The organism is Streptomyces sp. NPDC030222, from assembly GCF_055573115.1.
Genome location: NZ_JBVICA010000017.1, coordinates 26,816 through 38,225, shown reverse-complemented (window position 1 = coordinate 38,225; position 11,410 = coordinate 26,816). Strand labels below are relative to the sequence as shown.

General features: G+C 70.7%; 13 protein-coding genes. 2 read left to right on the top strand and 11 right to left on the bottom strand.

Annotation, left to right across the window (positions count from 1 at the left end):
• Positions 1-62: 62 nt before the first annotated feature.
• On the bottom strand, positions 63-278 hold the full coding sequence (locus ACZ4Z5_RS23285; protein WP_468265740.1) for a hypothetical protein: 216 nt from the start codon (positions 276-278) through the stop codon (positions 63-65).
• A 402-nt stretch (positions 279-680) separates the two neighbouring features.
• Complete coding sequence (locus ACZ4Z5_RS23280) at positions 681-962, bottom strand: acylphosphatase (RefSeq protein ID WP_468265738.1); 282 nt, start codon at positions 960-962, stop codon at positions 681-683.
• A 134-nt stretch (positions 963-1,096) separates the two neighbouring features.
• Between ACZ4Z5_RS23280 and ACZ4Z5_RS23275 the strand changes: the two genes are divergently transcribed.
• Positions 1,097-2,182, top strand: coding sequence for a CAP domain-containing protein (locus ACZ4Z5_RS23275; RefSeq protein WP_468265736.1), 1,086 nt, complete (start codon positions 1,097-1,099; stop codon positions 2,180-2,182).
• Positions 2,183-2,333: 151 nt separating this feature from the next.
• Here the strand turns inward: ACZ4Z5_RS23275 and ACZ4Z5_RS23270 are convergent, their stop codons facing one another.
• On the bottom strand, positions 2,334-2,924 hold the full coding sequence (locus ACZ4Z5_RS23270; protein ID WP_468265734.1) for a flavodoxin family protein: 591 nt from the start codon (positions 2,922-2,924) through the stop codon (positions 2,334-2,336).
• Between the two features lie 139 nt (positions 2,925-3,063).
• Between ACZ4Z5_RS23270 and ACZ4Z5_RS23265 the strand changes: the two genes are divergently transcribed.
• Positions 3,064-3,456: a winged helix-turn-helix transcriptional regulator gene (locus ACZ4Z5_RS23265; protein WP_468265732.1), complete on the top strand. Its 393-nt coding sequence runs from the start codon at positions 3,064-3,066 to the stop codon at positions 3,454-3,456.
• Here ACZ4Z5_RS23265 and mutM read toward each other — a convergent pair.
• The 8 genes from mutM to recG all read right to left on the bottom strand — a co-directional run bounded on the left by mutM (position 3,429) and on the right by recG (position 11,266).
• Entirely contained in the window at positions 3,429-4,310 is an 882-nt protein-coding gene (gene mutM, locus ACZ4Z5_RS23260) for a bifunctional DNA-formamidopyrimidine glycosylase/DNA-(apurinic or apyrimidinic site) lyase (protein ID WP_468265730.1), read from the bottom strand. The genes ACZ4Z5_RS23265 and mutM overlap by 28 nt on opposite strands.
• A gap of 257 nt (positions 4,311-4,567) precedes the next feature.
• Positions 4,568-5,413, bottom strand: coding sequence for a ribonuclease III (rnc, locus tag ACZ4Z5_RS23255; RefSeq protein WP_468265728.1), 846 nt, complete (start codon positions 5,411-5,413; stop codon positions 4,568-4,570).
• Between the two features lie 7 nt (positions 5,414-5,420).
• Positions 5,421-5,594 (bottom strand): 50S ribosomal protein L32, encoded by a 174-nt coding sequence (gene rpmF, locus ACZ4Z5_RS23250; RefSeq protein WP_468265726.1) that lies wholly within the window; start codon positions 5,592-5,594, stop codon positions 5,421-5,423.
• Positions 5,595-5,596: 2 nt separating this feature from the next.
• Positions 5,597-6,253: a YceD family protein gene (locus ACZ4Z5_RS23245; RefSeq protein WP_468265937.1), complete on the bottom strand. Its 657-nt coding sequence runs from the start codon at positions 6,251-6,253 to the stop codon at positions 5,597-5,599.
• Positions 6,254-6,377: 124 nt separating this feature from the next.
• Positions 6,378-7,436 carry an ATP synthase F0 subunit B gene (locus tag ACZ4Z5_RS23240; RefSeq protein WP_468265724.1) on the bottom strand — a complete coding sequence of 353 codons (1,059 nt, stop codon included), beginning with the start codon at positions 7,434-7,436 and terminating at the stop codon, positions 6,378-6,380.
• Positions 7,437-7,563: 127 nt separating this feature from the next.
• On the bottom strand, positions 7,564-8,073 hold the full coding sequence (gene coaD / locus ACZ4Z5_RS23235) for a pantetheine-phosphate adenylyltransferase (RefSeq protein WP_468265722.1): 510 nt from the start codon (positions 8,071-8,073) through the stop codon (positions 7,564-7,566).
• On the bottom strand, positions 8,070-8,654 hold the full coding sequence (gene rsmD, locus ACZ4Z5_RS23230) for a 16S rRNA (guanine(966)-N(2))-methyltransferase RsmD (protein ID WP_468265720.1): 585 nt from the start codon (positions 8,652-8,654) through the stop codon (positions 8,070-8,072). Before rsmD ends, coaD begins: the two co-directional genes overlap by 4 nt.
• Before the next feature lie 422 nt (positions 8,655-9,076).
• Positions 9,077-11,266, bottom strand: a complete 2,190-nt coding sequence (gene recG / locus ACZ4Z5_RS23225) for an ATP-dependent DNA helicase RecG (protein ID WP_468265718.1) — start codon at positions 11,264-11,266, stop codon at positions 9,077-9,079.
• Positions 11,267-11,410 lie beyond the last annotated feature (144 nt).

Here is an 11,410-nt window from a genome sequence, read left to right as displayed (position 1 = left end):
CCAGCAGCGACAGCTCAAGCGGCTGGCGTGAGCACTCCCGACCCGGGTCTTACCGGGTAGGGTCAGGTGAGCGCAGGCTCCGCCTGGGATACGTCGATGTCGATGCCGTCGAGCAGCGAGTCTCCACGGTGCTGTGCGGCGGCGGTCAGCGCGTCGTTCTCGGACTGGATCCGTACGAGCTCGGATTCGAGGTCCTGGACACGCTGCTGGAGCCGTCGCATCTCGGCGAGGAGTCGCGGGTCGGAACCGCCGACGTAACCGAGAAGCGCCTTTGCCATGATGGATGGTCCTCCACACTGAGTGACCGACCGAAGCGGTGGTGGGTCGTGAGGGAATCGCACCCGCGTGCTCGGCAGCACTGGTGATTGCTGCGGTTCTCACTGCCAAACAGCGTGGGTGCGCGGGGCTTCCAGCGTCTCACCAAAAAGTTTGACGGTCAACACGATCACGCCCCGTATCGGCGGGCATCCCGGGGGCACGCGGGCGCTGAAGCGCTCCGCCGCCTCTCCTGCGGGGCCCTGGGGGCGTGGAGATCATCCGTACAGCGGCAGCCTTCCATCTCCGGCGCCTCTTGGCAACCATCTGCTTGTTTCCGCCGGTCATCACCGCCGCGGACGGACAGGGCGCCCACCCGGGGCACCCTGTGTACGACCGTCCGTACCGGCCGGTCACCTCCCGTATCACCGGATCTCGAAGTCCGGGTATCCCCCGCGCGGCTTCCCCCATATCTCCGTGACCCCGTCGGCACGTCCGGGTGTGTCGCCGGAACGGAGCCACTCCAGCAAACGGTGGCAATTATCACGTGGCCCTTCCGCCACGACATGCACCCTCCCGTCCTCCAGATTGCTCGCGAATCCGGTGATTCGTCCGATCGCGAGTGCATTTGCCCTGGTGAACCAGCGGAAGCCCACACCCTGCACCCGGCCGCGCACCCAGGCGGTGAGCCGTACTTCGTCATTCATGAGCGCACACGGTAGCGGCACGGTGGGTTTCACATCACTTCGCCCGTTTGCCGGCGTCGCGTACAGTCCCGACCCATATGGGCCATTCCCTCCGGAGTGAGGCCCGCCGTCCCCAGAGATCAGGAAGGCAGCAGATGGGACGCCATCGACGTTCCGCCGCCCAGCGGAAGACGGGCTCCGCCCCCGTGCGCATCGGGCTGCTCGGCACCGCCGCGGCCGTGGCGGTCGGCGCCGCACTGGTGGCCTCGGGTGTCGTGCCGATCGACAGCACCGGCCTCACCGCGGGCGGCAGCCCCAGCAGCTCCCGGAGCATCGGCGCGGAACAGCCGATGGGCCGGCAGACCGTTCCCGACCTGCAGTCGCAGGGCGGGGCGACGGCGAAGCCCACCGAATCCGCGGCGCCCCGCGGCGCGAGCAGCGTGTACAAGCGCTCGGCCACGCCGTCGGCCACGGCGGACTCCAAGGCCACAGCGAAGCCCGAGGTCACGGCGGGCAAGAAGGCCGGCGAGGGCAGCGGTGTGGCGGGCTCCTCCCGTACCGCCGCCCCCGAGGTGAAAGCCGCTCCCAGGGTGAAGCCGTCGGCCGAGTCCGACGCGGCGCCGGCGGCGGTGCCGCGCAAGCCCGCACCGGCGAAGACGCACAAGCCGCAGGCACCCAAGCCCCGGCCGCCGGCGCCTTCCGCGAAGCCCGCGCCCAAGCCCGCGAAGCCCGTGGCACCGGTGAAGCCTGCTTCGCCGGAGAAGCCGGTGAAGCCCGCGGCCCCGGTGAAGCCGGTGAAGCCCGCGGCCCCGGTGAAGCCTGTGAGGCCCGCGAAGCCCGCGGTCGGCCAGAGCCCCGGCGCGGAGGCCTCCGCTGCGGCGACCGTGGTGTCGCTGGTGAACCTGGAGCGCGCGAGGGCCGGGTGCTCCCCGGTGAAGGCCGACGCTCGGCTGGCCGAGCTGGCCGACGCGTACAGCGCCGACATGGAGAACCGCGGCTTCTTCAACCACACCGATCCCGACGGGGACGGCCCGTGGGACCGCGCCGCCCGGAGCGGGGTGTCGGGCCTGAAGGCCGAGAACCTCGCCCGCGGCCAGGCCACCGCGCAGGCGGTGATGAAGTCGTGGATGAACAGCCCCAGCCATCGGGCGAACATCCTGAACTGCTCGTACGACACCATGGGCGTGGGCGTGGAGTTCGGCAGCGGCGGTCCCTGGTGGACTCAGGTGTTCGGCGTCTGACGTTCGCCTCTTCGGCGGTGTCCCGCCGAAGAGGGGACCGCGCAGCCACAGGACAGGGCCCCGGCACCATTCACGGTGCCGGGGCCCTGTCCTGTTCGTGCATCGTGCGCGGGAAGTCCTCACACGGGGAAGTCCTTACGCATGGAAGTCCTTATGCGGTGACGGCCTCGCGGCCCGCGACGAAGATCCTCGCGGTCTCGGCGACACGGCGGCCGAGGTGTTCGGCGGTGGCGATGTCGGCCTTGTGGACTGCCTCGGCACCCTCGTCGGAGTTGGTCTGTGCGGCTGCGCCGAGGAAGAAGCCGAGGCGGTTGAGGTCGTTCTCGGAGCCCTCGGTGGAGTTCCAGCCCGGCTTGAGTCCCAGGTTGACCCAGTGCATGCCGTGCTGGGCGGCCAGGATCTGGAAGAACTGCAGGGTGTGCAGCTTGTCGCCGCTCTTGGAGGCGGAGTTGCTGAAACCGGCGGCGAGCTTGCCCTGCCAGGCGTCGGTGAACCAGCGCTTGGAGCTGGCCTCGGCGAAGGCGTGGAAGGCGCCGGAGGCGGTGCCCATGTAGGTGGGCGAGCCGAAGACGATCGCGTCGGAGCGGTCGAGCAGCTCCCACTCGGCGTCACCGATCTCGTCGACCTTGATCAGGTGCGCGTCGGCACCGCCGAGCACCGCGCCGGCCCTGACGGCCTCGGCGATGACGGCCGTGTGGCCGTATCCGGAGTGGTAGGCGATCGAGACAACAGGCGTGGTCACGTGAATGCTCCTCATCGGCGCATGCTGCTGGGTGGAACTGCAGGGCCGCCCAGATGGGAGGCACGAACGAAAGGAAAGCACTAACTTTGAGTTAGCGCAAGCCAGGGGTTAGCGCTGCGCCGGGGATATGGTTGGGGGCATGGACGGCACCGTGGGGGACGAGGACCTGGCCTTCGACGTGTTCTCCAAGGCCTGCCCGTCCCGGGGCACGCTGGAGCACGTCACCGGGCGCTGGGGCAGCCTGACGCTCGGCGCCCTGTACGAGGGCACCTTCCGCTTCAACGAGCTGCGCCGGAGGGTCGACGGCGTCAGCGAGAAGATGCTGTCCCAGACCCTGCAGGCCCTGGAGCGGGACGGGCTGGTGCACCGGGACGCACAGCCGGGCAATCCGCCGCGCGTCGACTACGAACTGACCCCGCTGGGGCGGGAGGTGGCGGAGGGCCTGCTCGCGCTCATCCGCATCGTGGAGCAGCGCATGACCGAGGTGCTGTCGGCGCAGGAACGCTACGACGACACGCGCGGCGGCCGCTGACAGCGCGGGCAGAAGTAGCTCGACCGGTTCATCCAGGCCCGTCGGCGTATCGCGGTGCCGCAGCGGCGGCAGGGCTCGTCCTCACGCCCATAGGCGTCGAGCGACCGTTCGAAGTAGCCCGATACGCCGTTCACATTGACGTAAAGGCGGTCGAAGCTGGTGCCGCCGACGGCCAGGGCGGCGTTCATGACGTCCCGGACGTGTCCCAGGAGCTCCATCGTGCGGGTACGGGTGAGGGTGGCGGTCGGGCGCTCGTAGTGCAGTTGGGCGCGCCACAGCGCCTCGTCGGCATAGATGTTGCCCACCCCGCTGATCAGCGACTGGTCGAGCAGGGCCCGCTTGACCGTGGTGCGCCGCAGGCGGAGCGCGGTGTGGAAGGCCGCGTCGTCGAACACCGGGTCCAGCGGGTCACGCGCGATGTGTGCGATGACGTCCGGCGCCCCGTCAGGGGTGGTGGGATGCAGTGACAGCCCTCCGAACGTCCGCTGGTCCACGAAGCGCAGTTCGGTGCCGAGCGTGTCGGGGGCGCAGTCGCCGGTGTCCTTGAAGCGGATCCGGATCCGCAGATGCCGCTCGTCGGGGGCGGATTCAGGCTGCACCAGGAGCTGGCCGCTCATGCCGAGATGGCCGAGAACCGCGGTGCTCTCGCCCTCCAGGGGCAGCCAGAGGTACTTGCCGCGGCGGTGAGCCGTACCGATGCGCCGCCCCAGGAGGCCGCCTGCGAAGTCCTCGGCTCCCGCGAGGTGCCGTCGTACGGCGCGCGGGTGCAGCACGTCCACCGCAGCCACGGTCCGGCCGCTCACCCAGCGCTCCAGCCCACGCCGGACGACTTCGACCTCGGGCAGCTCGGGCAAGGGAGACCTCCGGAAGGGACGGGGGTTTCTGGGCGGCATCGCCAGCCTACCGGGGCACGGCCCCGGCCGGGGCGGGGATGGGCCGGCACCGACACCGAAACCGACACCGGCACCGATGCCCGGCGGGTCCGACACCGACGCCGGGCAGCCGGCACCGGCACCGAAACCGGCGCCCCAGCCCCCGACATCGGCACCGCGGACAACGCACTGAGCCCCCGTCCGGCACCGGGGTGCGGCGGGGGCTCGGCAGGAAGCGGTCAGCCTGTCGTGGTGCCGGCGGCAGGGGTCGGCGTCCCGCCGTCGGGTGCCTCGGCCTTCGTGGCAGAAGAGGCGTCGCGCTCTTCGGCCGCGGCCTTGGCCCGCTCGTCCGCAGCCGCGCGAATGGCGCGCCAGGCGGATTCCGCGGCCTGCTGTTCCGCTTCCTTCTTGCTGCGGCCGGTGCCGGTGCCGTACGAGACACCACCGACGCGGGCGGCAGCAGTGAAGGTCTTCTCGTGATCCGGGCCGGTCTCGGAGACCAGGTACTCGGGCACGCCCAGACCCTCGCTGGCGGTGAGTTCCTGGAGGCTGGTCTTCCAGTCCAGTCCCGCACCGAGGTTGGAGGACTTCTCGATCAACGGGTCGAAGAGCCGGTGCACCAGCTCGGACGCCGCTTCCAGACCCTGGTCCAGATAGACCGCGCCGATCACCGCTTCGAGCGTGTCGGCGAGGATCGACGCCTTGTCCCGGCCGCCCGTGCCCTCTTCGCCCCGGCCGAGCCGGATGAAGGCACCCAGGTCGAGCCCACGGCCCACCTCCGCAAGCGCACGAGAGTTGACCACCGCGGCCCGCAACTTGGCCAGCTGGCCCTCGGGCAGGTCGGGGTGGGTGCGGTACAGCGTGTCGGTGACCACCAGACCGAGCACGGAGTCCCCGAGGAACTCCAGGCGCTCGTTGGTGGGCAACCCGCCGTTCTCGTACGCGTACGAGCGATGGGTGAGCGCACGCACCAGAAGGGCGGACTCGACCTGGTAGCCGAGCCGCCCTTCCAGAAGCGTGTGGGACGAGGCCGAGTTGTCCGTCTGCTTTTTGGCGTTGGACGGTTCAGACATCGTGCCTTTCACCAGCCGCTCAGACCTCGAGGACCTGGCGCTTGTTGTAGGTGCCGCAGCTCGGGCACGCGATGTGCTGCAGCTTCGCCTCGTGGCAGCGCTCGCACGTCACCAGGGTGGGGACCGCAGCCTTCCACTGCGACCGGCGGTGACGCGTGTTGCTGCGCGACATCTTCCGCTTCGGAACAGCCACGGCTACTTCTCCTGCTTCTCGTCGACGCCCGCTTCGGCGCCGCCCATGTTGTCCTTCTCGCCGCCCTGGATGGTCTCGGCGAGTCCCTGCAGTGCCGCCCAACGGATGTCGACGGCGTCGTGGTGGTGGTCCGGGTCGTCCTCCAGCCTGAACCCGCAATCGGGGCACAGGCCGAGGCATTCCTCCCGGCACACCGGCTGCATCGGCAGTGACAGCACCACCGCATCGCGCAGCACGGGCTCGAGGTCGAACAGGCCGTCCTCGAGGGGAACGATGTCCTCGTCGTCCTCGGCATCGTCGCCGGAGGCCGTCGTACGGCCCCGGTCGTCGGTGTCGGGGTACGAGAACATCTCCTGGAAGTCCGCGTCGAGCGTGAGCTCGACCGGCTCCAGACACCTTACGCACTCCCCCCGGGCCGTCGCACGGGCGGTGCCTGTGACGAGCACACCTTCCATGACCGACTCGAGGCGGAGTTCCAGCTCCACGGGCGAACCCTCCGGCACACCGATGACCCCTTCGACACCGAAGTCCTTCGGTGCCGCGATCTCACGGGTCAGCCGCTGGAGCGCGCCGGGACGCCTGCCCAGCTCGTGCGTGTCGAACACGAGAGGGTTGCGGTGGTCCAGACGGGCGTTCAGGGCTCTTCCTGCTTTCGAGATCGTGAGCGCAAAATGCGCAGGAGAAATCGCGGACGTAGGCGCGACCGAAGAGCCAGGATACTGGACGGGCCGCCGAGCTCCCAATCCGGAGGCCCCTGGTCCCTGTCGGCCCTGTACCGCGGCCCTATCGCCCCTGTTCGTACTGGCGCAGCTGATCCAGGTTGATCATGCTCGTGTCGAAGAAGCTCGTCTCGTCGAGCTGGGCGTGCGACTGCGACGGCCCCTGCGGCTGGGCCTGGTGCTGCTGGTCCGCGTACCACTGCTGGTGCTGGGCGTCGTACGCGTACGGGTCCGGCTGCTGCTGGTAGCCGTAGGGGTCGTACTGCGGCTGTTGCGGGTATGCGGCCGCGTAGGGGTCGTACTGCGGCTGGGCGGGGACCACGGGCTGCTGCTGCTGCGACTGTGCCCCGGACTGCTGCTGCGCGCGCTGATGCGATTGCGGCTGCGGCTCGGGGTCGGCGAGCTCCGCGAGGCCGGCCAGGTAGTCGGCGTCGCTGGTGTGCTGCCGGGGGTCAGCGGCGTCCTGGGCGGCCATGTGGGCACCCAGCTCGTCGGTGGCGGTCCGGCCCTGCAGTTTCTGCCGACCGCGTCCCACCGCCTCCAGGGTCTTGCTGAGGACGGCCTCGAAGGCGCCGAGCTTGGCGTCCACGTACTCGTCGGCCCGGCCGACGAGGGTCCGCGGGTCGGCGCTGTACTCGGGCGCGTCGTCGTCGGCGTAGCCGTCGCCGTCCAGGCCGGTGCCGCGGCCCAGCAACTTCTCCCGGCCGCGGTCCACCGAGCCGATGGTCTTGGTGAGGACGACTTCGAAGTTCGCGAGCTTGCTGTCGACGTAGTCGTCGGCCTCGGCGCGGATCTGCTCGGCCTCCCGGCGGGCCTCGTCGAGGATGCGGTCGGCCTCCTCCCGGGACTGCCGGGCCACCTCGGTGTCGGAGATCAGCGAGCCGCGCTGGGCACGGGCGGCCTCGAGGATCCGTTCGGCCTCGTGGCGGGCCTCCTCGACCATCTGCTCACGGCCGCCGATCAGCTCCCGGGCCTGGGCGAGGGAGCCGGGGAGTGCCTGACGGACCTCCTCCAGCAGGGCGAGCAGCTCGGTGCGGTTGACCACGCATGACGCCGACATCGGCATGGAGCGGGCGCTTCCGACCACCTCGACGATCCGGTCGAGCTTTCTCTGTACGTCCACGGGGAGACTGTACGGGCACCGGGGCCGGGCCCGACAGCGTGCGAGGTGGCTGCCGGGACACCGGCCGAGGCCTTGCGGGCACCGGTCGGCTCTCCGCCGGACACCGGCGGAGGGGGCGTTCTCGCGGTCAGTCGCCGGCGAGGCGGTCCCGCAGTGCCTGCAGCACCACCGGCGGCACCAGATGGGCCACGTCGCCGCCCCAGGCCGCGACCTCCTTGACCAGTGAGGACGACAGGAAGCTGTACGTCGGGCTGGTCGGCACGAACAGGGTCTCGACGCCGGAGAGCCCGTTGTTCATCTGGGCCATCTGGAGCTCGTAGTCGAAGTCGCTGACCGCTCGCAGACCCTTGACGATGGCGGGGATGTCCCGCTCCTTGCAGTAGTCGACCAGCAGGCCGTGGTAGGCCTCCACCTCGACGTTGCCGTACTCGGCGGTCACCTCGCGGATCAGGTCGATCCGCTCCTCCACGGTGAACAGGCCCTTCTTGGCCTGGTTGATCATCACCACGACGTGCACGACGTCGTACAGCTTGGAGGCACGGGCGATGATGTCGAGGTGTCCATTGGTGATGGGGTCGAACGACCCCGGACAGACGGCGCGGCGCAACTGTTGTCCCTCGCTCTCCGGTCCGGTCATGGTGCGTCTTCGCTGGCAGCGGCGGCGCGACCGTACCAAAGCGTGCCCTCGCCGTAACGCCGGGCCCGCAATGGCTCGAATCCTTCCGGCCACCCGAACTCTCCGCCTCTGGTGCTGCGCTCCACGGTGACGAGGGCATCCTCCGCGAGCCACCCCTGTGTCCGGAGTGTGACCAGTATCTCGCCAAGATCGTCGTCGGTGACGACGTACGGGGGGTCGAGGAAGACCACGTCGTAGGGGCGGTCGGGGGCCGGTCCGGCGATGACCTGTTCGGCCCGTCCGGCGCGCACCTCGGCACCGGGCAGGGCCAGGGCCCGGACGTTCTCCCGGACGGTGCGGGCGGCCCGGGCGTCCGCCTCGACCAGGAGGGCGTGCGCGGCTCCCCGGGAGAGGGCCTCCAGGCCCACGGCACCGGACCCTGCGTACAGGTCGGCGACCCTGATTCCGTCCAGGGGGCCGAGCAGCGCCTCCCAGGTGGAGAAGAGGCCCTCGCGAGCCCGGTCGGAGGTCGGTCGGGTGCCGTTGCCCGGCGGGACGGCGAGTCGGCGTCCGCCGGCGCTTCCGGCGATCACGCGGGTCATCTGAGTCCTTCACACAACGCGGACGGGTCGGGGATTCCACGATATGGCGTGCCGGGCCGCCCGGCTCCCCCCTCCCCGGGCCGCGGGACGGCCGGGGACGCCTCGTGGGCCCGGAACGCGACCTCCCGGACGAGCCGGCGCCCCCTCCGGGACGGGACTCCGGACGAGCCGGCCGCCGTCCGGGCCGGGGCAGGTCGGTGCAGACCGGGTCACTTCAGTCTGGGCGGGGTCATGCCAGTCCGGGCCGGATCACATCGGTCCGGGCCGGAGCAAGTCGCTCCGGGTCGGCGCAAGTCGCTCCGGATCGACGCAAGTCGGCGCGGGCCGGGACACATCAGTCCGAGCCGGGACACATCAGTCTGGAACCGGACGCATCTACCCGTGCCGGGACACGTCGTCCGTCGCGCTGGGCTTCGCCGCCCTCAGCCCTTCTCCAGGTACTGCTCGCGCTCCTTGTCCAGCAGGGCGTCCAGCGCTGTGCGGAGCTCCGGCAGTCGCTCCAGGTCAGGGTCGGCGGCGACGATCGCCACCGCCTCCTCACGGGCGGCCGCGATGACCTCCTCGTCGTCGATGACGGCGAGCATCCGCAGCGAGGACTTCACCCCGGACTGGGCCTGGCCGAGAACATCCCCTTCCCGACGCTGTTCGAGGTCGATGCGGGACAGTTCGAAGCCGTCCAGGGTGGCCGCCACCGAGGCGAGCCGGGCGCGGGCGGGACTGCCCTCCGGCATCTCGCTGACCAGCAGGCACAGGCCGGGGGCGGAACCCCGTCCGACCCGGCCGCGCAGCTGGTGCAGCTGGGAGACGCCGAAGCGGTCCGCGTCCATGATCACCATCACGGTGGCGTTGGGCACGTTCACGCCGACCTCGATGACGGTCGTCGCGACCAGGACGTCGACCTCACCGGCGGCGAACCGGCGCATCACGTCGTCCTTGTCGTCCGGCGGCATCCTGCCGTGCAGCACCTCTACGCGAAGTCCCGCGAGAGGCCCGCCGGCCAGCTGTTCGGCGACCTCCAGCACGGCGAGCGGCGGGCGCTTCTCGGCCTCGTCCTCCGCGGACTTCTTCTTCGGTTCGTCGTCGCCGTCGCCGATGCGCGGGCACACCACGTACGCCTGGTGGCCTCCTTCGACCTCCTCGCGCACCCGCTCCCAGGCGCGGCTGAGGTAGTGCGGTTTGTCCTTGGCGGGGACGACGTGGCTGGCGATCGGCGAACGGCCGGCCGGCAGCTGGTCCAGCACCGAGGTCTCCAGGTCACCGAAGACCGTCATCGCGACCGTCCGGGGAATGGGCGTGGCCGTCATGACGAGCAGGTGCGGGGGCTGTTTGCCCTTGCCGCGCAGGGCGTCGCGCTGCTCCACGCCGAAGCGGTGCTGCTCGTCGACGACGACCAGTCCGAGGTCGTGGAACCGCACCTTGTCCTCGATCAGGGCGTGGGTGCCGATGACGATGCCGGCCTCGCCCGTGACCAGGTCCAGCAGTGCCTGACGGCGGGCCGCGACCCCCATGGAACCGGTCAGCAGCACGACCTTGGTGCCCTGCTCGGAGCCGCCCAGCATGCCGCCCTCGGCCAGTTCGCCCATCATCTCGGTGACCGACCGGTGGTGCTGCTGGGCGAGCACCTCGGTCGGGGCGAGCATCGCGGCCTGGCCCCCGGCGTCCACCACGGCGAGCATGGCCCGCAGCGCCACCAGGGTCTTGCCGGAGCCCACCTCGCCCTGGAGGAGCCTGTGCATGGGGTGCTCGGTGGCCAGGTCGTCGAAAATCTCCTTCGAGACGGCCTGCTGGCCCTCGGTGAGGGTGAACGGCAGTCCCGCGTCGAACGTGTCGAGCAGGCCGCCCGGCCCGGGCCGGCGGGCGACGGCGGGCAGCTGGGTGTCCGCGAACCGCCTGCGGGCGAGCGCCACCTGGAGGACGAACGCCTCGTCCCACTTGAGGCGCTCACGGGCGGCGGCGATGTCCGCCTTGCTCGCGGGCCGGTGGATCTTCAGCAGTGCCTCGGGTAGCGCCTCCATGCCGCGGCCCTCGCGGAGCGCGGGCGGCAGCGGGTCGACCGCGTCGCGGGCGCTGGGGAGGACCGCGTCGACGGCCTTGGCGATCTTCCAGGACTCCAGCTGCTTGCAGGCCGGGTAGATCGGGATGAGGGCGCCGGCCCACGCGTCGACGGTGCCGCTCGCGGTGTCGTCACGGAGCAGTTCATAGGCGGGGTGGGCGAGCTGGAGCCGGCGGTTGAAGACGGACACCTTGCCGGCGAACATCGCCCGCACGCCCGGCTGGAGTTCCTTCTGCGGCGTGTGGACGCCCTTGCCGAAGAACACCAACTGCAGCCGCCCGCTGCCGTCCGTGATGGTGACCTCCAGCCGCTGTCCCCGGCCCTTCGCCCCGTTGAAGGTGTGCACCCGGGCGGTCTCGACCTGGGCGACCACGGTGACCAGCTCGTCCAGCGGCAGGTCCGAGAGGCGGGTGAGCTCGCCGCGCTCCGCGTACTTGCGCGGATAGTGGTGCAGCAGGTCGCCGACGGTGTGCAGGTCGAGGTGCTCGGCCATCACCTTGGCGGTGGCGGGGCCGATCACCTTCTTCAGAGGTTCATCGAGCGCGGGCACGTCCTCCATTGCACACCACGCCACCGACAACCGGCACCGCACCGCCGACGACCGACGCCGAACCACGCCACGGACAACCGGCGCCACACCGCCGACGACCGACGCCAAACCGCCAATCAACCGGCGCCACACGGCCGACGACCGACGCCGAAC

Excerpts from the sequence above, each read along its gene's own strand:
- coaD (WP_468265722.1), bottom strand. The coding sequence starts at position 8,073 with ATGACCGGACCGGAGAGCGAGGGACAACAGTTGCGCCGCGCCGTCTGT.
- recG (WP_468265718.1), bottom strand. The coding sequence starts at position 11,266 with ATGGAGGACGTGCCCGCGCTCGATGAACCTCTGAAGAAGGTGATCGGC.
- ACZ4Z5_RS23285 (WP_468265740.1), bottom strand. The coding sequence starts at position 278 with ATGGCAAAGGCGCTTCTCGGTTACGTCGGCGGTTCCGACCCGCGACTC.
- rsmD (WP_468265720.1), bottom strand. The coding sequence starts at position 8,654 with ATGACCCGCGTGATCGCCGGAAGCGCCGGCGGACGCCGACTCGCCGTC.
- ACZ4Z5_RS23275 (WP_468265736.1), top strand. The coding sequence starts at position 1,097 with ATGGGACGCCATCGACGTTCCGCCGCCCAGCGGAAGACGGGCTCCGCC.
- ACZ4Z5_RS23265 (WP_468265732.1), top strand. The coding sequence starts at position 3,064 with ATGGACGGCACCGTGGGGGACGAGGACCTGGCCTTCGACGTGTTCTCC.
- ACZ4Z5_RS23280 (WP_468265738.1), bottom strand. The coding sequence starts at position 962 with ATGAATGACGAAGTACGGCTCACCGCCTGGGTGCGCGGCCGGGTGCAG.